The following is a 21,995-nucleotide window of genomic DNA, read 5'->3' on the forward strand; positions in this document are numbered from 1 at the left end:
AGCTGGGTAGCGGCTTTTTGCTGGCAATAAACCCGCCGGTTGGCGGCCGCCTTTATTCCACGATCAGCGACTTGGTCACGAGCTGGTCGCCCAGCTGAATCCGCACCAGGTACAGGCCATTTGGTAAGCCCGCCAACTCCACGGTCGTGGCTTTGCCCGGGGAAGTCAGCGTTACGGGCTGCTGCTTCACCTGCTGGCCTACGCTGTTGTAGAAGCTCACGTGCACCCGCGTGCCGGCTGCCAGCGTCGGTAGCTGCAGCTGCACCCGCTGTTGCGCCGGGTTGGGGTAGAGCTGTATCTGCGTGGCCAGCGCCTGGGTTTTGTTGGGCGTGGCTGTGGTCACGGTGAAGAGCAGGCCTTGGCCGGAGTTGAGCGTAGATTCAAGCGTAACCTTGCCGGTAGTGGCGCCGGCAGGCACCGTAGCCTGGGCTTCCGTATCACTGATTACGCTGAAGTCGGTGCCCGCCAGGCCATTGAACTGAATGCCCGTCACCTGGGCCTGGCCACCGCGCCGGAAGTTCTGGCCCATAACCTGAATAACCGTGCCGGCCGCACCCTGGGTAGCCGACAAGCTGGTAATGTAGGGCGAGGTCACGGTGAAGGTGCCGGCCGACACCACGCCGGTAGTGCCGTAGGTAAGCTGCACTGCGTACTGAGGGCCCGTCAGGCTGCCCGTTACGTCGGGCATCACCAGCACCAGCTCCGTGTCGGTCTTGCTGGTAGGAGCCACTTCCATATTGCCGATCAGTACTTTGCTTACCATGGAGAAACCAGTGCCCGTGAGGGTAATGTTGCTGCCAATGGGTCCTTCCGCCGGTAGCAGGCTGCTCACGGTTGGAATCATCACCGTAACGCTCACCTGCGCGGAGCTGGTGCAGCCGGCCGTGGTAGTGGCCGTTACGGTGTAAGTAGCCGTACCCGTGGCGGTAGGCGTGGCCTGCACGCTGCTGCCCGACGTGGCGCTCAGGCCGGGGCCCGTCCAGGTATAGGTTACCCCAGTGGCCGGGCCGCTGATGCTGAGCGTAGCGGCCTGTCCCAGCAGTACCGTTGCCGGGGCCGTTACGGTAGGAGCCACGGGCAGGGCGTTGATGGTGGCCGCTACGGCTGCGCGCGTGGCACTCTCGCACCCTGCCTCATTCACGATGCTCACATAGTAGGTAGTGCTGGCACTGAGGCTGGGCGTGGTGTACGCATTGGTGGTTGCTCCATTGATAGCCGTGCCACCCGTGGCTGAAGTATACCAACGGTAGGATCCCCCGGCGGAGGCGCCAGCCGCACCGAGCGTCAGCTCACCCGCGCCGCAGCGTTGGGCAGCCGTAACCGTGGGGGCCGTCGGGAGGGCATTGATGGTCGCTACTACTGCCGTGCGGGCAGCACTTTCGCAGCCCAGGCTGTTCACGGTGCTTACGTAATACGTGGTCGTAGCTGCCAGGCTAGGCGTGGTGTACGTAGCGCCGGTAGCGCCATTGATGGCAGCGCCGCCCGTTGCGGTAGTGTACCAGCGGTATGCACCGCCGGCAGGAGCTCCGGAAGCTTCCAGGCTAACCGCTCCCGTGCCGCAGCGGCTATTAGCCATAGTGGTGGGGGCCGTCGGTAGGGCATTGACGGTGGCCGTAACGGCCGTGCGGGTAGCGCTTTCGCAGCCGGCACTGCTCACGGTGCTCACGTAATACGTAGTCGTAGCGTTGACATTCGGCGAATACGTGGTGGCCGTAGCTCCGCTGATAGCAGTGCCACCCGTGGCTGCCGCGTACCACCGATACGAACCGCCCGCAGGAGCCCCTTGGGCAGTCAACGTAACAGCGCCGGTACCACACCGCTCATTGGAAGTTGTCGTAGGAGCCGCAGGAATGGCATTCACGGTTGCTACTACTGCCGTGCGGGTGGCACTTTCGCAACCCAGGCTGCTTACAGTACTCACGTAGTAGGTGGTCGTTGCCGTCAGGCTGGGCGTGGTGTACGTAGCGCTGGTAGCCCCACTGATAGCCGTGCCACCCGTGGCTGAAGTATACCAACGGTAGGATCCCCCGGCGGGAGTGCCGGCCGCACCGAGCGTCAACTCGCCGGGGCCGCAACGGTTGGCCGCAGTAGTGGTGGGGGCCGTGGGCAGTGGGTTGATGGTCGCTACCACCGCCGTGCGCGTGGCGCTTTCGCAGCCCAGAGCGTTGACAATGCTCACGTAATAAGTCGTTGTCATGCTCAGACTAGGCGTGGTGTAGGTGCCCAGCGTAGCTCCGCCAATGGCGGCTCCCGCTGTGGCCGTGGTGTACCAGCGGTACGAGCCTCCGACTGGAGCGCCCTGTGCTTGCAGGGTTACGCTGCCCGCCCCACAGCGCTCATCTGCCGTGGTAGTGGGCGCCGTTGGCAGGGCGTTAATGGTGGCCGTTACCGCGGTGCGGGAGGTGCTTTCGCAACCAGCACTGCTCAGCGTGCTCACGTAGAAGGTTGTAGTGGCGCTAAGCGCAGGCGAATACGTGGCCGCCGTGGCCCCGCTGATGGCGGTGCCCCCCGTGGCGGCGGTGTACCAGCGGTAAGTGCCGCCGGTGGGCGCGCCGGCCGCCTGTAGGGATATAGTGCCTGGGCCGCACCGCTCATTGGAGGTGGTGGTAGGTGCAGCGGGAATAGGGTTGATAGTGGCTACCACGGCTCGCCGCGTAGCACTTTCACAGCCAGCGCTGCTCACCGTGCTCACATAATACGTGGTGGTGCCGGTCAGGCTGGGTGTAGTGTAGGTAGCGGTGGTGGCTCCACCAATGGGGGTGCCGCCGGTGGCCGTAGTGTACCAGCGGTGGGAACCGCCCGCCGGCGTACCAGCTGCTGCGAGCGTTACTGTACCCGGGCCGCAACGCTCATTGGAAGTTGTAGAAGGAGCGCCGGGCACTGGGTTGATAGTCCCCGTTACGGCCACGCGGGCGGTTTCAAAGTCGCCGCAGGGGGCCGTAGCACTCACGTAGTACGTGGTGGTAGCAGTCAGCACCGGCGAGTAAGTGTCGGAAGTAACTCCACTGATGGGGGTACCGCCCGTAGCCATGGTGTACCAGCGGTAGGCGCCATTGAGTTGGGCACCCTGCGCCTGGAGCGTGACAGCGCCGGGGCCGCAGCGACTAGCCGAGGTGGTGGTGACCACCGGAATAGTAAGCGTAGGACCCGTGTACTGGAATACGCCGCCCTGGCCACCATTGCGGGTAACGCCGCCGGCCCAGCCGGTAGTGGCATTGAAGAATATTACTTCGGTGTACTGAGTGCCGGCATCCAGCCGGGTCCAGCTCTGGCCTCCGTCGTAGGAAACGGAGGAGCCCCGGTTGGAAGCGCGGCCATCAATGCCTACCAGGGTGTTGGGCAAGCCCGGTACCGCCGTAACTACGGTGCCATAAAAATCCCCGCACGGCGTGATTAGCTCCCAGGTAGCGCCGCCATCCTGGGTGCGGGCAATTTTACCATTACGGCCAATAGCTAGGCCGTGGAGCGCATCCGTGAACTCAAAGTCCCGCAGAGAAGATGACGTGCCTTCATTGCCAATACCCGTGTTGCTTTCTGACCAGGTAACGCCTCGGTCGGAAGAATGGTAAATATGCCCCAGGAAGGTGCCAAACCAGATATGGTCGCCGTAGGTGGTGTATAGGTTGGTGAGCCCGGCGTCGCCGGGAGTAACGTTCGGAATGTTGTCGTCGGGCACCTGAATCCAGGTCTGGCCGCCATCCGTGGTGCGGAATATCTCATACTCCCCGTTGGTGGCGTCGCTGAGAATGACGCCCACGCTGGCGTTGAAAAAGTGGGCGACGTTGAGAAAGGAAAGGGCCGGTATGGGCAGCTCCGTGAAGCTGGCGCCCCCATCGGTGGTTTTAAGCAGCACGCCCCCAAAACCGCCCTGGCGGAAACCTCCAATGAAGGCCGTAGTGGCGCTGAGGGCCGATAAGCTGGAAAAGCTAAAGTAGTTAGGGCTGGAAACCAGGCGGTTTACCCAAGTTGCGCCCGCGTCCGTCGACAGAAACAACGTGTTCCGCGGCCCGTTCGCACCACTGGCGTCGTATTGCATGCCCCACACTACGTTGGCGCTGGGCATGTCGAAATCGATAACCCCTTTCTGCAGATAAGGGCTGTTCAGGTTGCGCTCCGTCCATTGGGCCTGGGCCGGCGTACTGCGGAGCACCGCGGTGGCCAGCAACACGAGCAGCAGCCAGGCCACCGGGCCCGCAAAGGCCCGCTGCGCTGCGGGTAGCCGGTGCGGCCGGTAGTGCCTGGAGGCATTGCCGGTAGCACAGCCAGAATAAGAGAAGACGTCATCCATGCATAGAGGAGTTAGAGGGTGAAGAATGAAGAAAGCACAATAGCTGCTCCGGCCAGGGTAAACCGGCCGTAAGCAGGATAAAAGGAAAGTCGGAAGAGGACTTATAAAGGCCTGAGGCTGCCAAGGGAAGCAGGGCCGGGGCAATATTGGGTAGGGCGGATAGTAGCGGGCAAACCAAGGCGGCTGCGGGCCAAGATAGAGGCGCAATCAGGCAGCTGCAATACCCACATCCGGGTATTTTTAGCTTTGTAAGCTCAACAATAAGCGCTATAAATCAATAGTATACGGCTTTTGATCAGTGGTCTGTTCGCGGGGAGCCGGTTAAGAGCCATACACGGAATAACGGCGGCAAGGCTAGTCCGGAAAGCCTTGGTCACACGGCATCCGAACACCTGTGAGCGGCGGTTTTTACTCCAGCGTATTGGAATAGATTTATAGGAAATAATAGAATTATACCTGGGTTGGTGTACTTGATATTTTCCAAAAAATGAGTAGCCGCAGAGCCCCGCTAACAGACGCAGCTAGATGCAACTACCAAGCTAAAAATGCTGCGCATCTGCGATGCGCCAGGTTAGAAGCCAGGGAAAGGCCCAAGAAGATTGCCCGAACCGCTAAAGGCCACGCTGCCAGCCAAGCTGGGCCAGTAACCCTGATTAACGTTCCCCGGCCACCGTTGCTGGTCGGCCGCTAGGCTTGCAGAATTTGCCGGGCCGCGTTTCGGCCGCTAACCAGGGCAGCTTCTACCGTTCCGGTGTAGGGGCCCTCGTAGAGGCCTTCCCCGGCAAAAAAGAGCGTGTTTGCAACGGGAGTGCTAAGCACTTGCCGGGCTGCCGCTGCCTCTACCGACACGTAGGAGTAAGCCCCCTGGGCCCACGGGTCGGCGCCCCAGTTGAGCACGCGGTGGGCCACCACCTGCTGTTGGAGCTGCTGTACCGGCACGGTAAGGGTTGCGGCCAATGAGTTGAGGGCCAGCTCCAGCAGTTCAGCATCGGGGGTGTGCCGGTGCCGGGTAGCGGCTGGCCCACCCAGCCAACCCGTCAGCAAGGGACGGGGTACAGGCCGTTGCGACCACCAGGTAGGAATAGGGGCGTCAGAAAAGATAAAGCCCAGGTCGGGCACGGCGGACACCCCCGGCCAGAAGGGTTCCTCAAATTCCAGCAGCACCTTAATAACGTCGCCAAAGCCCAGGTGCGCGGCCGCCTGGCGGTGTGCGGGCAACTCCGGGCTGAAGGCCAGGTGGCCCGGCTGCGTTGGATGGGCGCGCAGCACCCCCGTAGGCACGGTAATCAGGGCCTGCCGGGCTTGCAGGGTGTGGCCCAACTGATCTTCGGCCACCACCTGGCCCGGCTGCCAGCTAAGCTGCCGGATGGCCGTGGCGAGGTGCAGTGCCGCCCCCGCTTCCTGCGCCTGCCGCTGCAGAAAATCCATCAGCTGACCATACCCGCCTACTGGCCTCGGGGAGTCTTCGGCCCCGCCACCGGCCCACTCATCGCGCAAGGCAAACGCGCTGGCCAAGCGGGCATCGGCGGCGTTGTAGCCCTCCGCAAACTGCGTAACCCGCTCCCGCAGCTGCTGGTGCTCGGGGCCAGGAAAGTGCGTGTGCAGGAAATCAGCCAGGGACATGTCCTGGGGTAGGGCCTGAAGCTTATCCAGCAAAGCCGGCATGTCGGGCAAAAAATCGGTGGACTCCTGCACCTGGCCCGCCTGCACCTCGTAGTTGCGGCCGGCGGTGCTCAACCACGGTACCTGAGCTTCGCGCAGCAAAGCCTTGGTCAGGGGAGCATCTCCGTGAATAAACTCCGCTCCGCCTTCAACGGGCGCCGTAAAGCCGCCCTCCTGAAACGTATAGATGCGGCCGCCCACCCGGTTGCGGGCCTCCAGCAGGGCCACCGTGCGCCCCGCCCGGCTTACTTCGCGCGCGGCCAGCAAGCCCGCCGCGCCCGCCCCGATAATCAATAAATCAACAACATCTTCAGGCATAGGGGCAAAAAAGCGCAAGCAGCTGGAACGGGCTGAAATAAGGACAAAGAAACATTTTTGCGGCCGGAATGCCTGGCGTGCGATACGTCGGCGGGGCCGCCCCTCGGCTTGGCAGCAGGGCTTGCGCTGTCGGTAAAGTCAGCCTTGCCGGGCACTAGTCAGCGGGGTAGCAAATGGCCGTTATTTCCACCGTTTCGGCTGGGGGCACGCGCACCTGTTGCCCCAGCCGCGCCCCCTGAATGGCCCGGGCAATGGGAGAAATAAACGCGACACGCCCCTCGGCCACCGAGGCCTCGTCGACGCCCACCAGGGTGAAGGAGCGCACCAAGCCTGGTTTTGCACCCTGCACGGTGCGCAGCGTAACCGTGGCACCGAAGCGCACTTCCTGCGGGGGCTGCGTACGGGGGTCGACCACCTTGGCCGTAGCCAGCCGGGCACTCAGGGCACTTAGCCGACCATTCAGCACGGTGAGTTGCCGGGTGCGGTCGGCTTCGTTTTCGCGGTTGGCTTCGGCCTGGGTGCGTTCGGCTTCCAGGGCCTGCAGCTCTTGGCGCAGGAGCTCCAGGCCCCGGGGCGTCACGTAGTTGGGCGTGCCCGGCGGCAAGGCAGCCCGCGGCGGAATAATGGGCGCCTCCAGTGAATCTTCCTCTTTGGCAAATGCTCTGCTCATACCTGTCCTTAACGCTGGGAGCCAGGGGAGGTTACCCGTTGGCTTAGGCCGAATCGGCCGGGACTATTACCTTGGCGCCATCCTTTTGCGGCCGCTTGCCCGTGGCAGTGCTGCCTTATTCTTTTCCGGCTTATGCTTTACTCTGACCGAACCCTGGCCCAACGACTCGAGCGCACCGAAGGGGCAAGCAATGCCGCTTTCGTAGAGGCCCGGGCCCGGCTGCAGCCAGACAGCGGAGCGCAGTGGCGCGAGGTAGGCGGTGCCTACGCTATGTTCGACGGGCCCGACTCCCCACTTACGCAAACCTTTGGGCTCGGCTTATTTGCAGAAGCAGAAGCCGAGCATCTGGCCGAGCTGGAGGAGTTCTTCCTGGAAAGGGGCGCACCGGTATTCCACGAAATCAGTCCTTTGGCTGATGCCTCGCTGCTGGCCTTGCTTAACCAGCGGGGCTACCAGCCCATCGAATACACCAGCGTATTGTATCTGCCGCTGCCGCTGGCCCCTGCAGCAGTCTTGGGTGAACACCATCCCCAACTGCATACCCGGCTGCTTTCGGCCGACGAAGCGCCCCTTTGGGCCAGCGTATCGGCGGCGGGTTGGGCCAGCGAAATGCAGGGTCTGGACGTATTCATGCAGGAGTTTGGGCTGATCAGTGCCCAAAGCATTGGGGCGCGGCCCTTCCTGGCAGAGCTGGCGGGCCAGCCCATTGCGACGGGGGCACTTTTCGTACAGGATGATGCGGTCCTACTGGCCGGAGCCAGCACCACCCCGGCGGGCCGACGGCAGGGCGGGCAGCAGGCCTTGCTGGCGGCCCGCCTGCACTACGCCGCCAACCAGGGCTGCACACTAGCTATGATGGGAGCCTTGCCCGGCAGCCAGTCGCAGCGCAATGCCGAAAAGCACGGGTTTCGGATTGCCTACACCCGCACAAAGTGGCAGTTGGTAAGAAGTTGATTTTCAAGAAAAATACCCAGCGCGCTAACCCTGCTGCCGCAGCCAAACAATGGCGTCGGCTTCGCTGCTGAACATACGGTAGGTGAGGGCGGCGGCTTTGGCTTCCTGCAGCATGTTGTTCACGGAAAGCCGCGCAAACACGTCTTCAGGCAACAGCACGGCCCCGTACACACTACTACCCTGGTTTTTCGCCGAAAGCCAGTAATCCACAATCCACTCACTTTCCTCGGGGGTGAAGGGAGCCATCTGGCGCTGGTCGCCGAGGAGCTTGTTCCAGTTGCGCAGGCGTAGCAGCTGGCTGGTGTGCGTGAGAAAAGCTTGTAAATGGTGGAGCTTGCGGGGGCCGGGGTGGTACTGGATGTAGGCATACCCGTCGGGGTGCTCCAAGACACGGCCCACAGGGTTTTCAAAATACAGCCGCATGGCAGGCAGAAGCATAGAATCGGGGGGTGGGGAAGAAACAGTTTAAGGCCGCCGCTTGCCGTGCAAAGCAGGCGGGCGACGAGCAAGACTGCAACAACAAGTGAAAGAGCGGAGTTGCCAGGGAGGGCCTAAAAATATGCAGTCCGGGGCAAGGGCAGGGTAGGGCGGCTAGTGGCCTGCCCCGGCCGGCGCGGCTGACGTAGGCGGAAGGCCCACAAACTCCTTGATCTGCTGATAGATAATGTTGCGCGGCCAGTATAGCTGCAGCACCATGGCCGCGTGCTTTTTGCCGGGCAGCACGGTAAAGCGCGGTTCCTGCCCCAGGTCCCGCAGCCGCTGGCAGAACTCCTCGCTGCTGCTGCGGATGGAAGGGTAGGTCTTGCCGCCCACAAATACCAGGAAGGGCGGGCTCTGGCGGGTGAGATGATAGTACGGCGACACCTGCTGCCACACGCGGGCATCGGGGCCGAAGGGCACCAAGTAGGCGGCGTCGCCGGGGTATTGCTGCTTTTGCAGGTAAGTATACATGTTCAGCCCGGCCGCATCATCAAGCACCACGCCCCGAACAGGGTTGTGCGGCTGGCCCAGGCGGGCAAACAGCGCGTTGTCGGTGGCTAGCAGGGCCGCCAGGCCCCCACCCGCCGAGTGACCCAGCAGGAAAATGCGGGCCGGGTCGCCGCCATATTCCCGGATGTGCTGCTCGGTCCAGCGCACGGCCCGGGCGCAGTCGAAGGCCATGGCCGGCACCTGCACCTGCGGGGAAAGGCGGTAGTTGACAACCACGGCTACCAGGCCCTGCCGGGCCAGCCGCCGCCCGATGAAGGCGTAAAAATCCTTGCTGCCGCTGTTCCAGCTGCCACCATGAATAAAGACCACCACCGGCCGGGGCGCCGTGCCCTTGCGCGGGCTATACACATCCAGGCGGTGGCGCTCCGCGTCGAAGTCGGGGGCGGCCGCGGCCACATAGGGCAAGTCGGCGGTGCGGAGGCTGGCGCGCGCTGTGGCGTATTCGTGGGCTGCCAAAAGCAGCACGGGGGTGAGCAGCAGCACGGCGCCGCAAAGCCAGGGAGAAAACTTCATAACAGGAAAAAACAACCCGAAAGCGGGCGGCTTCTATACGCCAGCGCCGGGCTTTCTGGTTTGCCTCCCGCCCCTGCCAAAAATACTTCGGGCGGAATACTGCCCCCAGAGGCAGCAAAGGCACTGCCGGGGGAAATCTGGCCGGATGCACTAGGAAAGGGGCTTGAAAAACAGCTATTTGCATGGGCTTGTGACGCCTCGGCTGGCGCAATCGGTGAGAAGTCGAACTGAACTTAACGGCCGCCGTACTGCTTGTTGATGGTGCTGGCCTGCCAGTGCTACCGGCGTTTTCTCCGCCGCCCTCTTTTCCGCCCTGCCTGTTGGCGGTGCGCCCTCCTACGGGCTTCCCTTATGTCTTCCTACTACCAGCCATCGGCCGAGCTGCTGCGGGCCTTTGGCTTCAAACAATTCACGGCTCCGCCCGGTCAGGCGCGGTATAGCCGTCCCAGCGACTGTGGTCAGGAAACCATTGTGCTGTACGAAGATTTAGAAATCACCCTGCTGGAGGCTGTAAACGGGCAACTGCTGTACAGCTTTCAGGGGCGCCTGGCCTCCGAAGCCGAATTCCGAGTGCTGCTGCGGCAAGTAAACTGGCCGGCGGAGGTTATTACCACGTCCTAATTCCTTTTCTGTTTTTCATGACTGATTCTTACCTGCGAAGCCTTGGCTTTGTCTCAACTGAACCCGAGCGTACGTCCAGCCAACTGCCCTTCGCCGCTGCCTGGCGCTACCAGCAGCAGCACCTGGCGCAGGATGGTACTGCCTTGTACATCGAGCATCCTTACGGCATCGACAGCTGCCGCCTGAGCACGCTCATTGCCCCGCTCGACCAGCAAGACGTGCTTACCACGCTGGCGCTAACCGACCGAGTCGGGCTGGAAGGAGCCATCCAACATTTTTACGCCGCCCACGGGGGCATTGGCCCGCTGGCCCCGGTGTTTGTGCCCCACCTGTTCCGGCCCTACCGCCGCGCCCAGTAGGCGCCTCGTTTTACCTTCTGCCCCAACTCATGGATCAAGACCTGCAACTCAGCCTGGCCAACAACGCCAAAGAATGGCTGGCCCTTTCCTTATCAATTTCCTCGGCCGAAAAAGAGGCGTTTGGCAAAGTCCACGATGGGTTCTTCACCACCTACGGGGCCAACTTCATGGCCCATGTGTACCGCCTCACCATCGAGCGGGCCATGCAGAGCATGCCCGAAACCGAGCGAACCAAGCTCATTATGGTTTTGCGCGAAACGATGGAACAGGCCATTGACGAGCATTACTCCACCAGGTCGTCTTAGCCGTATTGGCGGGCAAGGCCCTTCTACTTGAAGCTTTTCAGGGCTCCGGCAGTTGTCGGGGCCCTGTTTGCTTTAGCCCGTTGCGCTGGGGCAAGGCACCTTCGGGAAATGGAAAAAACAGGTTTGTCTTCACGTTAATTTTTGGGTTGACATGGGCCGCCGGTGTAGTTCGCAGTTTATGTTTGGGCCTATGGAAAGCAACCTTATCGACCTACAGTATCCTATTGGCCGGCCCGTGCTGCCGGAGGGCCCGCTCACCGCTGCGCAGCGGGCCGGCTACATCAACCAGCTGGCGGCGCTGCCCGCGACCCTAACGGCGGCCGCCCGGGCCGCCGGGGGCGTGCGCCTGGAAAACTCGTACCGCCCAGGCGGCTGGACGGGCCGTCAGGTAGTGCACCACGTAGCCGATGTACACCTGAATTTCTACCTTCGCTTTCGGCTGGCCCTCACGGAAGAGCACCCCACCATTCGCCCCTTCGACATGAATGCCTGGGCCGCTTTGCCCGACAATGACGCCACGCCCATAACGGTTTCCCTGGCCCTGTTGGAAGCTCTGCATTCGCGCTGGGTTACCCTGCTCTGGCACCTCACGGACGCGCAGTGGCGGCGCACGTTCTTTCACCCTTTGTACCAGCAAACCTATACCCTCGACCAGGCCCTAGTGCAGTATGCCTGGCATGGCCAGCACCACTTGGCTCACCTGCACCTGCTTCGCCCGGTAGAATAGGGGGCTGCTCAGCCGGGCGAAGGGTAGCTAGGTACCAGTCGCAAAACCAGCAAGTGAATTTTCCCGGCTCTACAAGCAAATCGGGCCATACAGCGCCTTTGAGCAGGGGCCAGGGTGTATATTTGTGGATCTGTGCTCTTGCTGCGCAAGCGGGAAAAGACATATTTTCTTGTTTTTGGCCCGGCTTACTTCGGTCCACCTATTCACCTATAGTATTGTGCTCTACCGCATGAATTATCCTCGTCTCACGGCCGCACTGGCTTGCTGTTGGGCCCTGCTGGCCACGCCGGTTTTTGGCCAGTGGTCTGCTGATATTGACCAGAACATGCTGGTGCGGGACGTGATTGACCGGACTGAGGCCAACCCGCGGGTGGCAGCCATAGCGGCCGGTGGTACCTACATAGCGTGGTGGGAGGCCGATGCCAACCGGAAGTTCTGGCTGCACCTGCAGCGCCTCAACGCCCAGGGACGGCCGCAGTGGGGCAAGGAAGGCGTGACCATCAGTCCTGCTCCGGCCGGAAATTTTACCACTAACTATGATCTGCAGACGGATGCTGCGGGCAACGCCCTGCTCGTGTATCCGGCGGCGGCCGTGCATACCAGTACTTCGCACCTGCTGGTGCAGAAAATCAACCCGGCCGGCGACCTGCTGTGGGGCCCGGCCGGCGCTTCCCTGTTTGATACCGCGCCGGCCACCGGGGGCACCAATCCGCACTTGGCCATCACGCCCGCTCAGGAGGTAGTAGTGGCTTGGATGACCTACGTACCCACCGCCGACCCTACCGGCTCGTATATCTGCCTGCAAAAGCTCTCCACTGATGGTAAGCCCCAGTGGGCGGAGCCGACGCGTCTTAAGGCCCCCAGCCTGGGCAACCTGTTACCCAGCCACCTGCTGGCCGCCGGCCCCGATGAAGGAGTGCTCATCACGTACCGGCGCTTTGTAAAAGGCCCTAATAGCTACCTGATTTACATGCAGCGGATAGCGGCCAATGGGGCGCTGGAATGGGCAGCGCCCACGCAGATAACAACTGCTGGGGATGGTATCCTGGGCGGTCGGCCCCTAGCTGTGAGCGACGGCGACGGTGGGGCCTTTGTGGCCGTGCAGGCCGCCGGCGGACCCGATAAGCTGCGGTTGGGAGTATATGTGCAGCACGTAACGAAAACCGGGGCGCGGTGGAATACCACGGGCGTGGCCGCAGCGCCTGGAGTGGCCAGCACCCTGCAGACCCAATTTGCCAAAATCCAGTACAACGCCACCCAGCAGGCCGTGTGGGTAGCCTATGAGGTATTCGACCCCTATGCTCCTTCTCAAGCGCTGGCCCTGCAGAAGCTGCAAGCCGCCGACGGTACCCGCCTGCTCGGCGAAGCTGGTTTCACCCTGATACCCCAGCAAACGGTAAAACCCAACCTGCTCGGCTTCAACGACACGGGCCATGACTTGGTACTGGCCCTGCACATGCAGCGCTTCGTAGGGGAAGCAGGGGCTATGGCTGCCCTGCGCCTGACCTATGAAGGCCAAGCACGCTGGGCCGACAGCCCCCGCCTGCTTACGACGGATGCCACCATCAAGTCCTCTGCCGTAACCACGCTGCTGGCCGATGAGTCGCTGGCTATGGTCTGGGAAGATTATCGGCAGGGAATGGGCGTCTATGCCCAGAACATTCTGGCCGACGGCACCCTGGGCAATACAGTTACGGCCGCCACTGCGCTGGCTGCACGGGGCCGGCTGGAGCTGTTTCCGAACCCGGCCGCCGCGCCCGCGCTGCACTGGCCGCAGGCGGGGCGGCAGCCCGTTGTAATTCGGGTAGTAGACGCGGTGGGGCGCACGATGAAGCAGGAAACGTTGAGTGCCACCGCCACGTCGTGGGTGCTGTGGGCGCCGGAGCTGCCGGCCGGCACTTACATTGTGCACGCCACGATAGCGGGGCAGCCACACACCGTGCGCTGGCTGAAAAACTAGTCGCTGTGAAAATCAGTAACTGCCTGCTTGAAACGATTATAGTTCGGGGGTACGCTTGAAACCGGCTGCTTAAGCGCCTTGTGCCAATACGCCGCAACCCGGCTGTAGGAACATTGTTGGCGGCAAGACACGTAGGTAGCAGCAGCCTCCGTTAGCCCCATCCGCCGGGTGCCCCGCCGTAAATTTGGTTTTCGGGTTTTCCAGCTACTCTCGTATATGACAACATCAGCCCCTCAGTCCCTGGAGCATGCCACCTTTCAGAACTCCTTCGTGGAGGAAATGAACGGCGACACCACTTTCGATAACACCCCCCGCCAAGTGCCCGGCTACCACTACTCCCGCGTGGTACCCACCCCCGTAGCCGACCCGCGCCTGCTGGCTTGGTCGGAGGAGCTGGCTGCCGAGCTGGGGCTGCGCCGCCCGCCCGAGCAGGGAGCGGCCGTGGAGGTACTGGCGGGCAACCGCGTGCTGGAATCGATGAAGCCCTTTGCGGCGCGCTACGGGGGGCACCAGTTTGGCAGCTGGGCCGGACAGCTCGGCGACGGGCGCGCTATTTCCCTGGGTGAGGTGCAGGCCCCGGACGCGAGTAGCTGGGAAATCCAACTTAAAGGCGCAGGACCTACCCCGTACTCGCGCCGCGCCGATGGCCGCGCCGTGCTGCGCTCCTCCATTCGGGAGTTTCTGTGCAGCGAGGCCATGCACCACCTGGGCGTGCCTACCACCCGGGCCCTGAGCCTGGTAGCCACCGGCGACCTGGTGGTGCGTGACATGTTTTACAACGGCAATGCCCGCCCCGAGCCGGGGGCCATTGTGGCCAGGGTAGCACCCACCTTCGTGCGCTTCGGCAATTTCCAGCTGCTGGCCGCCACGGGCGAAATCGACAACCTGCGCCGCCTGGCCGACTACGTTATCCGGCGGTATTTCCCGGCCCTGGGCGAGCCTAGCCCTGAGGTGTATGAGCGCTGGTTTGCGGAGGTGTGCCAGCGTACGGCCGTGCTTATGGCGCACTGGATGTCGGTGGGGTTTGTGCACGGGGTGATGAACACCGACAACATGTCCATTCTGGGCTTGACCATTGACTACGGACCCTACGGCTGGCTGGAACCCTACGAACCTGGCTGGACGCCCAACACCACCGACTTTGCCACCCACCGCTACGCCTTCGGGCAACAGCCGCGCATTGGCCTCTGGAACCTGATGGCCCTGGCCCAGGCCCTCACGCCCCTGGTACCCGACCCTTTGGCGTTGCGCCCACACCTGGACGAGTATGTGGCCACGTTCACCGCCAAGCGCCAGGAGATGCTGCGCCGCAAGCTGGGCCTTACCGCTGCTGCCGCTTCCGACGATACCCCACTGCTCGATGCACTGCTGGAAGCCCTGGCCGCGGCGCAGGTTGACATGACCATCTTTTTCCGGCGCCTTTCGCACTGCACTTACGCCCTGTTGACGCAGCAAGCCGAAGAAGAAGCTACGTGGACCGAGTTACTCGCTACGGCCGCCTACCCCGAGTCGCCCGCGGCGGGCCTGGACCAGCTGCGGCAGTGGCTGGAGCAGTATGGGCAGCGCGTGCGCCAGGAAACAGCTGACGCCGAAACCATCCGGAACGGAATGCTGGCGGCCAATCCCAAGTACGTACTGCGCAACTACCTGGCCCAGCAGGCTATTGAGGCCGCCGAGGCCGGCGACCTGTCGGGGGTGCGCCGCTTGCTGCACGTGCTCAAAACGCCCTTTGATGAGCAGCCTGAGCACGAGGAGCTGGCCGCCAAGCGCCCGGAATGGGCCCGCGAAAAGCCCGGCAGCGCCACGCTCTCCTGCAGCTCCTGAGGCGGGGCGAGGTCCGTGACGCGCGGGAGTTGCCCCGCGCTTACACCTATCCACGAGCAGTGGCATGTTTTGGTCGATACCCATACGGCCTTAGAGCCTGCTACTTGCGTAACGTGCTTTCTCTGCTTTACTTACGGAGTAAACCTGTCAAGGCGCTGCTCTATGCAAGTACTAGCTACCTCCGTAAACGACCAGCCCAGCGCCGGCCTCACCAGCTCCGACCTGGCCCCCGTGCCCGCCGCCGCCCGCACCTGGACCAGCGCTAACTACGCTGCCCTCTGGATCAGCATGAGCTTGTGCATTCCGACCTACATGCTAGCCAGCTCCCTTATTGAGGGCGGCATGAACTGGTGGCAGGCTTTGCTCACCATTTTCCTGGGCAACACGGTGGTGCTGGTGCCTATGCTGCTTAATGGGCACGCCGGGGCGAAGTATGGTATTCCGTTCCCGGTTTTTGCGCGAGCGTCGTTTGGGGTGCGTGGCGCCAACGTGCCGGCGCTGTTGCGCGCCATTATTGCCTGCGGCTGGTTTGGTATTCAGACCTGGATTGGGGGCTACGCCCTGTATCAGATGGCCGTACTATGGGTGCCGGGGCTGGCCACGCTGCCCGCCGTGTTTCCGGATTCCTGGGGGCTGGCCACGGGGCCGGCCATTACCTTTTTTCTGTTTTGGCTGCTGAACATGTACGTGGTGTACCTGGGGGTCGACAGCATCAAGAAGCTGCTGGTGTTCAAGGCATTTTTCCTGCCGGTAGCGGCAGCGGCCTTGCTGTGGTGGGCCATTTCAGCCGGGAAAGGCCTGGGGCCGATTCTCGCGCAGCCGGCCAAATTTGCCACGTCGGCCGAGTTTTGGGCGTTCTTCTTTCCTTCGCTCACGGGCATGGTGGGTTTCTGGGCCACGCTTTCCCTCAATATTCCTGATTTCACCCGCTACGCCATCAGCCAGCGGGCCCAGGTGCTGGGTCAGGCCCTGGGGCTGCCTTCGTCGATGACGCTATTTTCCTTTGTGGGCGTAGTTGTCACGTCGGCCACGTTCGTGATTTACGGGCAAACCATCTGGGACCCGGTGGTGCTGGCTGGTAAGTTCGATAGTAAAGTGCTGGTGAGCGTAGCCATGCTGGCCGTGGCGTTATCGACGCTGGCTACCAACATTGCCGCCAACATCGTCAGCCCCGCCAACGACTTCGCCAACTTCGCCCCCGAGAAAATATCCTTCACCACGGGCGGCTACATCACCGGCGTCATCGGCCTGCTCATCTTTCCCTGGAAGCTTATTGCCGACCCCTCCGGCTACATTTTTACCTGGCTAGTAGGCTACTCCGCGCTGCTGGGGCCCATCGGCGGCATCATGATTGCCGATTACTACCTGCTGCGCCACCAGCAGCTCCACGTGCCCGACCTCTACCAGTACCAGGGCCGCTACACTTACCAAAATGGTATCAACTACGCCGCCATGCTGGCCTTAGGCATTGGTATTCTGCCCAACATCCCGGGCTTTCTGCAGGCAGTGGGGGCTTTGCCGGCGGGTACCGTGTGGCCTTGGCTGGCGGCCGTGTACAACTACGCCTGGTTTGTGGGGTTCTTGCTGGCCGGTGGCCTCTACGTGCTGCTCATGCGCCCCCAAACCCGCATGGCTGTAGTGCCTCCGCTGGTTTCTCCGGAGGTGGCCTAAAACTGAAAGGGATTTAGTAGTAGCCTCCTCAAACCAGAACGCCCTGCCAGGTACTACCTGGCAGGGCGTTCTGGTTGAACAGGAAAATTGGAGACTACAGCGGACTCACCGCTTCATCGGTTGCCCATGCGGCCCGCACGACGGGACCGGTTTCCGACGCAGGTGCTGTTGTCACGGCCCGCAACGGCGTTGGCAGCCGCACGATGCTGATGCCCGGCAGCCGCAGCCACGCGGCCTGCGCCAGTTGATCCAGCCCAATGGTGCCCGTGAGGTAGTATCCCAACTCCTGGGAATGGAAATATTCGTGAATGGCGCTGAAATCGGCGCGGTCGGGGGCGTGTTCGGCGCCGAAGGTCACCAGCACATCAGCTTCGGCATCCGTCGGCGTGAGGGCCAGGGTGCTTTCTTGGTGGAGCTTCTTATACTCATAACGGTAGCCGTAGGTCAGGGCCGATAGGTCGCTGAGGACTGCCGAGGCGGTCGGTACAGCACCGGCGCCTTTGCCCAGAAAAAACTGCCGGTCGGCGAAGTTGCTTTGGGTGATGAGGCCGTTGTACTCGTCCTGCACGCGGGCCAGCTCGTGCTCGGGGCGCACCAGGGTAGGCAGCACGGCCGCGGCCACGCCCCCGTTGGGCAGGCGGCGGGCTTCGGCCACCAGCTTCAGCACCAGGCCTTTTTCACGGGCGTAGCTGCTGGCTAGGTCACTGATGCCCGTGATGCCCACGGCCAGAATGTCCTCGGGCCGGGCTACCAGCCCAAAGGCGTGGGCCAGCAGCAGCACCAGCTTATTACGGGCGTCGAGGCCTTCCACATCGAGGGCAGGGTTGCTCTCGGCGAAGCCCAGCTCCTGAGCCTTGCGCAGGGCCGCCGCGAAGGTCAGCGCATCGCGGTGCATGGCCGTGAGAATGTAGTTGGTGGAGCCGTTGATGATGCCTTCCACTGCTTCCAGCAAGTCGGTATCGTAGTACTCCTCTAGGTTGCGAATAACGGGCAGGGAGGCGCAGGCGGCGGCTTCGTAGAGCAGGGGGGTGTTGGTTTCGCGCTGCAGCTCAATGAGCTCCTGCAGGTGCTCGGCCAGCATTTTCTTGTTGGCCGTCACCACGGCTTTGCCCCGGCGCAGGGCCCCGGTCACAATGCGGTAGGCCTCATCGGCGTCGTCAATCAGCTCCACAATGACGTTGAGCGTGGGGTCGTCCAAGACTTCGTCGCGGTCAAAGGTGAACAGCTCGGCGGGCAGGTTTCGGGCTTTGGTGCGGTCCTTCACCCCAATGCGGCCGATGCGGGCCCGCAAACCGGGGGTGCGTTCCAGTACCGTGTGCAAGCCCTGGCCTACCACCCCAAAACCAAACAGCCCAATGCGGATGTCGTTACGATTCATAATGCTTGTGCAAATGCAAAAAAGGCGTCATTCTGCTGTTGACCGTCAGGCTGAGCGCAGCCGAGGCATGACGGTCAATAATTTCTGTACTCTTACGCCAGCTGGGCTTCGGCTTCGCGCACGGCCTCCTTCAGGGTTTCCTTGGCTTCGCTCAGGCGGTCCAGGGCCTGGGCCAGGTCGGCAATGAGGTCTTCAGCATCCTCCAAACCCACGCTCAGGCGAATCAGGCTGTCGGCGACGCCGGCGGCGCGGCGTTGGGCCACGGGCGTGGACTTATGCGTCATGGTAGCTGGGTGGCAAAGCAGGCTCTTGGCACCGCCAAGGCTTTCGGCCAGGTGGAAGTACTTGGTGCCCGTTACCACCTGGGTGGCGGCTTCCTGGGTGTCGTCTTCGAGTACGAGGGCAATGATGCCGCCGAAACCGCCGGGCTGCTGCTTTTTGGCTACCGCGTGGTTAGGGTGCTCTTCAAGGCCAGGGTAGTATACGGCCCGCACTTCGGGGCGCGTCTGCAGGAACTGGGCCACTTTCAGGGCCGTGCTACAGTGACGCTCAATGCGCAGGGGCAGGGTTTCCAGCCCCCGAATCACGAGGAAGGAATCGAACGGCCCCAGGATACCGCCCGAAGCGTTTTGGATGAATTTCAACTGCAGGCCGATTTCCTCGGTGGCCGCTACCACGGCGCCGGCAATGAGGTCAGAGTGGCCGCCCAGGTACTTGGTGGCGCTGTGGACCACGATATCAGCTCCCAGCTTGATGGGCTGCTGCAGCACGGGCGAGGCGAAGGTGTTATCCACGCACAGCCAGGCGCCGTGGGCGTGGGCAATGTCGGCAATAGCGGCAATGTCCGATACTTTCAGGGTAGGGTTGGAGGGCGACTCCAGCCACACCAGCTTGGTTTTGTCGGTGAGGGCGGCAGCTACCTGCGCCGGGTCGGTGGTGTCGCAGTACACAATGTCGATGCCGAAGCGGCGGTACACGTGCTCGAACAGGCGGAAGGCCCCACCGTACAGGTCGTCGATGGCCACGATCTGGTCGCCGGCCGAGAGCAGCTTCACCACCGCATCAATGGCCGCTAGGCCCGAGGCGAAGGCGTAGCCGGAGTGGCCATACTCAAGGGTGGCTAGGATATTTTCGAGGGCGCGGCGCGTGGGGTTGCCGGTGCGGGCGTAGTCGTAGCCCTTGTTTACCCCAGGGGCCTCCTGCACGAAGGTCGAGGTCTGATAAATCGGCACGGAGATGGCGCCGGTGAGCTCATCAACGGGAATGGACTGGAGGAGGCGAGTGGCAGATTGCATGGGGTTGGCCGTTTTGTGGTTAGACGAAAACGCACCTTGTTGCCCAGACACTTATGCAAGATTTCTTACCGAAAGAGCATAAAAAAAGCCCTCCCGACAAGTCAGAAGAGCAAGACCGCTGCAGACGGTAGGCATCTTTTAACTTATCTTCTTCCGCGCCGACCGAAGCCGACTCAGAACAGGATTTAGCACCTGGTATTTCTACTGGTTGCTAAGGCATCACAGGGCCTGTCCCTCCGCCTTTCTTGATAAGTGCTCCGTGGCATGGAGCGCAGGGCAAATGTACAACCGGATTTTTTTCGCGCAAATTTTTTTGAAAATTTTTGAAGAGGGCAGAAAAATAGCCTGCCCGGCCAAACGCAGCCAGCGCAAACCCCGACCTTTGCCCGCATGCACACCCTGGAGCAACTGCGCCGCGGCGACCTGGCCGGCACTACCCGCCTCGATCTGGCAGAAGGCCTCACGGAGTTCCCGCGCGAAATCCTTGACCTGGCCGACTCGCTGGAAATCCTCAACCTTTCCGGCAACGCCATCTGCAGCCTGCCCCCCGACCTGGGCCGCCTGCGCAAGCTGCGCATCCTTTTCTGCTCCGATAACCAGTTTACTGAGGTGCCCGAGGTGCTGGGGCAATGCCCGGAATTGGAAATGGTGGGCTTCAAGGCTAACCAGATCCGGACGCTGCCCGCCGCCGCGCTGCCGCCCAAGCTGCGCTGGCTGATTCTGACTGACAACCAACTCACGGCGCTACCGCCCGAAATTGGCCGGTGCGGGCAGCTGCAAAAGCTCATGCTCGCCGGTAACCACCTCACCGCGCTGCCACCCGAAATGGCGGCCTGCACGGCCCTGGAGCTGCTGCGCATTTCGGCCAACCGCCTAGCGGAGCTGCCAGCCTGGCTGCTCACCCTGCCCCGCCTGAGCTGGTTGGCCTACGCGGGTAACCCGCTTAGTGAACAAGCCGAAGCCACGGCGCTGGCGCAGCAGCCTATTCCGAAAATCCGTTGGGAAGAAATGGCGGTGCAACAGCAGTTGGGCGAGGGCGCGTCTGGGGTGATTTACCGGGCGGAGTGGCAGAAGCCTACGGACCGTAAGGCGGTAGCCGTAAAACTGTTCAAGGGCGCCGTAACCAGTGACGGATTGCCGCACAGCGAAATGGTGGCTTGCATCAGCGCCGGCACGCACGCGGGGTTGATACCCGTGCTGGGGCAGGTAGCTGGCCAACCGCAGCAGGCCGAGGGCCTGGTATTGGAGCTGATAGCGCCCGAATTTTCCATTCTGGCCGGGCCGCCCAGCTTTACGACCTGCACCCGTGACGTATACCCAGCCTCCGCTGCCTGGAGCCTGGAAACGGCAGTGCGGATAGGGGAGCGGGTAGCGGAGGCGGCAGCCCAGCTCCATGCCCGCGGTATCCTGCATGGTGACCTGTACGCCCACAATATCCTGACGACGACTGCGGGTGAAGCCTTGCTGACGGACTTTGGGGCGGCCAGTTTTACCAGGGGCCAGGACGCTGCGCAGGCCGAAGCCCTACAGCAACTGGAGGTGCGGGCCTTTGGCTGCCTGTTGGAGGAACTGCTGACGCATTGCCCGGCGAGCCAGAAAGATGAACGCCTAACGACCCTATGGGCGCTGCAGCAGCAATGTGCCCGGCCTGTAGTAGCCGAGCGGCCGTCTTTTGCGGAAATAGCCCGGCTGCTGCAGAAGATATAAAGCCGTCTTAGGCCTGCCTGAGGAGCCAGGAATAGCCGGAAGCAACGTCGTCAAACAAGACGACCATGGGCTGGGTCACGAACAGCATGGCGGTTTCCATGGACTTGCGCGCCGGCCAGTGCGGAGGGCAAATCCAGGCAACAAACCGGATGCCCTTTTCCGCCAGGGTCGTGTAGTAGTGCCCGCCTACCCAGCGGGCGCCCTTTTCCCACTCGCTGGTTACCTGGCTGTTGTCGTTGAGCATCTTGTAGCAGGAGCAGCTTTGCAGGTAGTGCAGCACCAGCTCGCCCCCTTTTTTAGCCGATACGGCGTCGTGCTGGCCTTTCCACTCCACGTACAGCCATTGGTTTTCCTCATCGAAAGCAATGGACAACGACGGCGTATCGTAGAAGGTGCGCATTGGACAAGGAGCGGGGCGGCTGTACGGAGGAGCTTGGCTGGCTAGGAAGATACGGGTTGCGACGGGTATTTGCGCTATATAGGGCGCCTCTATTCTACGTTGCTGGCTAACCACCGGGTAGAAACGTTTTCCGCCTGCTTTTACGTAACTCCCGGCTGGATAGCTACTCTCTTTGTCTTCAGGCTCTCTAATTTCTGCATGACCATGAAAATGCCCGGAATGAACCGCGCCCCGCGCCCTGATTTTGATGACCGCTACACGAAGTGGGGCTGGTACGTTATGGCATTGATTGCCGTGGCCTGGCTGCTGTATGGCTTGTTTTTCAAGTAATTATACGAACCCCTGGTTAAGCG

At 62.2% G+C, this 21,995-nt stretch carries 18 protein-coding genes and 1 riboswitch; of the genes, 10 read left to right on the top strand and 8 right to left on the bottom strand.

Translation table 11 applies throughout. From position 1 onward, the window contains the following. Positions 1 to 52 precede the first annotated feature (52 nt). The 3 genes from FY528_RS01110 to FY528_RS01120 form a co-directional block, all read right to left on the bottom strand. Positions 53 to 4,288, bottom strand: a complete 4,236-nt coding sequence (locus tag FY528_RS01110; protein WP_149069141.1) for an Ig-like domain-containing protein — start codon at positions 4,286 to 4,288, stop codon at positions 53 to 55. A 687-nt stretch (positions 4,289 to 4,975) separates the two neighbouring features. Beyond that, a complete protein-coding gene (locus FY528_RS01115) occupies positions 4,976 to 6,268 on the bottom strand; it encodes a flavin monoamine oxidase family protein (RefSeq protein WP_149069142.1) in 1,293 nt (430 codons plus the stop codon). A gap of 154 nt (positions 6,269 to 6,422) precedes the next feature. Further along, entirely contained in the window at positions 6,423 to 6,938 is a 516-nt protein-coding gene (locus FY528_RS01120; RefSeq protein WP_149069143.1) for a GreA/GreB family elongation factor, read from the bottom strand. 132 nt (positions 6,939 to 7,070) lie between these two features. Between FY528_RS01120 and FY528_RS01125 the strand changes: the two genes are divergently transcribed. Continuing rightward, on the top strand, positions 7,071 to 7,892 hold the full coding sequence (locus FY528_RS01125; RefSeq protein WP_149069144.1) for a GNAT family N-acetyltransferase: 822 nt from the start codon (positions 7,071 to 7,073) through the stop codon (positions 7,890 to 7,892). A gap of 24 nt (positions 7,893 to 7,916) precedes the next feature. Here the strand turns inward: FY528_RS01125 and FY528_RS01130 are convergent, their stop codons facing one another. Then, positions 7,917 to 8,330: a hypothetical protein gene (locus tag FY528_RS01130; protein ID WP_149069145.1), complete on the bottom strand. Its 414-nt coding sequence runs from the start codon at positions 8,328 to 8,330 to the stop codon at positions 7,917 to 7,919. Positions 8,331 to 8,483: 153 nt separating this feature from the next. After that, a complete protein-coding gene (locus FY528_RS01135) occupies positions 8,484 to 9,395 on the bottom strand; it encodes an alpha/beta hydrolase (RefSeq protein WP_149069146.1) in 912 nt (303 codons plus the stop codon). Between the two features lie 351 nt (positions 9,396 to 9,746). Between FY528_RS01135 and FY528_RS01140 the strand changes: the two genes are divergently transcribed. The 7 genes from FY528_RS01140 to FY528_RS01170 all read left to right on the top strand — a co-directional run bounded on the left by FY528_RS01140 (position 9,747) and on the right by FY528_RS01170 (position 16,862). Then, positions 9,747 to 10,016 (top strand): hypothetical protein, encoded by a 270-nt coding sequence (locus FY528_RS01140; protein WP_149069147.1) that lies wholly within the window; start codon positions 9,747 to 9,749, stop codon positions 10,014 to 10,016. Between the two features lie 17 nt (positions 10,017 to 10,033). Then, complete coding sequence (locus FY528_RS01145; RefSeq protein WP_149069148.1) at positions 10,034 to 10,375, top strand: hypothetical protein; 342 nt, start codon at positions 10,034 to 10,036, stop codon at positions 10,373 to 10,375. A gap of 29 nt (positions 10,376 to 10,404) precedes the next feature. Beyond that, positions 10,405 to 10,680 (top strand): hypothetical protein, encoded by a 276-nt coding sequence (locus FY528_RS01150; protein WP_149069149.1) that lies wholly within the window; start codon positions 10,405 to 10,407, stop codon positions 10,678 to 10,680. Positions 10,681 to 10,870: 190 nt separating this feature from the next. After that, positions 10,871 to 11,407 carry a YfiT family bacillithiol transferase gene (locus FY528_RS01155; RefSeq protein ID WP_149069150.1) on the top strand — a complete coding sequence of 179 codons (537 nt, stop codon included), beginning with the start codon at positions 10,871 to 10,873 and terminating at the stop codon, positions 11,405 to 11,407. A 229-nt stretch (positions 11,408 to 11,636) separates the two neighbouring features. Then, entirely contained in the window at positions 11,637 to 13,367 is a 1,731-nt protein-coding gene (locus FY528_RS01160; protein WP_149069151.1) for a T9SS type A sorting domain-containing protein, read from the top strand. A 216-nt stretch (positions 13,368 to 13,583) separates the two neighbouring features. After that, positions 13,584 to 15,191, top strand: coding sequence for a protein adenylyltransferase SelO (locus FY528_RS01165; protein WP_149069152.1), 1,608 nt, complete (start codon positions 13,584 to 13,586; stop codon positions 15,189 to 15,191). Between the two features lie 162 nt (positions 15,192 to 15,353). Further along, positions 15,354 to 16,862 (top strand): NCS1 family nucleobase:cation symporter-1, encoded by a 1,509-nt coding sequence (locus FY528_RS01170; protein ID WP_149069153.1) that lies wholly within the window; start codon positions 15,354 to 15,356, stop codon positions 16,860 to 16,862. Between the two features lie 94 nt (positions 16,863 to 16,956). Here the strand turns inward: FY528_RS01170 and FY528_RS01175 are convergent, their stop codons facing one another. Both FY528_RS01175 and FY528_RS01180 read right to left on the bottom strand, forming a co-directional pair. Beyond that, a complete protein-coding gene (locus FY528_RS01175) occupies positions 16,957 to 18,240 on the bottom strand; it encodes a homoserine dehydrogenase (protein ID WP_149069154.1) in 1,284 nt (427 codons plus the stop codon). Between the two features lie 92 nt (positions 18,241 to 18,332). After that, positions 18,333 to 19,535 carry a trans-sulfuration enzyme family protein gene (locus FY528_RS01180; protein ID WP_149069155.1) on the bottom strand — a complete coding sequence of 401 codons (1,203 nt, stop codon included), beginning with the start codon at positions 19,533 to 19,535 and terminating at the stop codon, positions 18,333 to 18,335. Positions 19,536 to 19,675: 140 nt separating this feature from the next. Further along, positions 19,676 to 19,790: riboswitch (SAM riboswitch) on the bottom strand. A 135-nt stretch (positions 19,791 to 19,925) separates the two neighbouring features. On the opposite strand from FY528_RS01180, the gene FY528_RS01185 reads away from it, so the two are divergent. Beyond that, complete coding sequence (locus FY528_RS01185; RefSeq protein ID WP_149069156.1) at positions 19,926 to 21,242, top strand: leucine-rich repeat-containing protein kinase family protein; 1,317 nt, start codon at positions 19,926 to 19,928, stop codon at positions 21,240 to 21,242. 7 nt (positions 21,243 to 21,249) lie between these two features. On the opposite strand, the gene FY528_RS01190 is transcribed toward FY528_RS01185, so the two are convergent. Then, the gene (locus FY528_RS01190) at positions 21,250 to 21,642 is read right to left on the bottom strand and encodes a hypothetical protein (protein ID WP_149069157.1); all 393 of its coding nucleotides are present in this window, start codon (positions 21,640 to 21,642) and stop codon (positions 21,250 to 21,252) included. Between the two features lie 204 nt (positions 21,643 to 21,846). Here FY528_RS01190 and FY528_RS21465 point away from each other — a divergent pair, with 204 nt between their 5' ends. Further along, positions 21,847 to 21,972: a hypothetical protein gene (locus FY528_RS21465; RefSeq protein WP_262383875.1), complete on the top strand. Its 126-nt coding sequence runs from the start codon at positions 21,847 to 21,849 to the stop codon at positions 21,970 to 21,972. Positions 21,973 to 21,995 lie beyond the last annotated feature (23 nt).

Source organism: Hymenobacter lutimineralis, assembly GCF_008271285.1.
GTDB classification, from domain to species: domain Bacteria; phylum Bacteroidota; class Bacteroidia; order Cytophagales; family Hymenobacteraceae; genus Hymenobacter; species Hymenobacter lutimineralis.

Excerpts from the sequence above, each read along its gene's own strand:
- FY528_RS01110 (WP_149069141.1), bottom strand. The coding sequence starts at position 4,288 with ATGGATGACGTCTTCTCTTATTCTGGCTGTGCTACCGGCAATGCCTCC.
- FY528_RS01170 (WP_149069153.1), top strand. The coding sequence starts at position 15,354 with ATGCAAGTACTAGCTACCTCCGTAAACGACCAGCCCAGCGCCGGCCTC.
- FY528_RS01115 (WP_149069142.1), bottom strand. The coding sequence starts at position 6,268 with ATGCCTGAAGATGTTGTTGATTTATTGATTATCGGGGCGGGCGCGGCG.
- FY528_RS01190 (WP_149069157.1), bottom strand. The coding sequence starts at position 21,642 with ATGCGCACCTTCTACGATACGCCGTCGTTGTCCATTGCTTTCGATGAG.
- FY528_RS01155 (WP_149069150.1), top strand. The coding sequence starts at position 10,871 with ATGGAAAGCAACCTTATCGACCTACAGTATCCTATTGGCCGGCCCGTG.
- FY528_RS01160 (WP_149069151.1), top strand. The coding sequence starts at position 11,637 with ATGAATTATCCTCGTCTCACGGCCGCACTGGCTTGCTGTTGGGCCCTG.
- FY528_RS01130 (WP_149069145.1), bottom strand. The coding sequence starts at position 8,330 with ATGCTTCTGCCTGCCATGCGGCTGTATTTTGAAAACCCTGTGGGCCGT.
- FY528_RS01125 (WP_149069144.1), top strand. The coding sequence starts at position 7,071 with ATGCTTTACTCTGACCGAACCCTGGCCCAACGACTCGAGCGCACCGAA.
- FY528_RS01150 (WP_149069149.1), top strand. The coding sequence starts at position 10,405 with ATGGATCAAGACCTGCAACTCAGCCTGGCCAACAACGCCAAAGAATGG.
- FY528_RS01175 (WP_149069154.1), bottom strand. The coding sequence starts at position 18,240 with ATGAATCGTAACGACATCCGCATTGGGCTGTTTGGTTTTGGGGTGGTA.
- FY528_RS01120 (WP_149069143.1), bottom strand. The coding sequence starts at position 6,938 with ATGAGCAGAGCATTTGCCAAAGAGGAAGATTCACTGGAGGCGCCCATT.
- FY528_RS01140 (WP_149069147.1), top strand. The coding sequence starts at position 9,747 with ATGTCTTCCTACTACCAGCCATCGGCCGAGCTGCTGCGGGCCTTTGGC.
- FY528_RS01185 (WP_149069156.1), top strand. The coding sequence starts at position 19,926 with ATGCACACCCTGGAGCAACTGCGCCGCGGCGACCTGGCCGGCACTACC.
- FY528_RS01165 (WP_149069152.1), top strand. The coding sequence starts at position 13,584 with ATGACAACATCAGCCCCTCAGTCCCTGGAGCATGCCACCTTTCAGAAC.
- FY528_RS01145 (WP_149069148.1), top strand. The coding sequence starts at position 10,034 with ATGACTGATTCTTACCTGCGAAGCCTTGGCTTTGTCTCAACTGAACCC.
- FY528_RS01180 (WP_149069155.1), bottom strand. The coding sequence starts at position 19,535 with ATGCAATCTGCCACTCGCCTCCTCCAGTCCATTCCCGTTGATGAGCTC.
- FY528_RS01135 (WP_149069146.1), bottom strand. The coding sequence starts at position 9,395 with ATGAAGTTTTCTCCCTGGCTTTGCGGCGCCGTGCTGCTGCTCACCCCC.
- FY528_RS21465 (WP_262383875.1), top strand. The coding sequence starts at position 21,847 with ATGAAAATGCCCGGAATGAACCGCGCCCCGCGCCCTGATTTTGATGAC.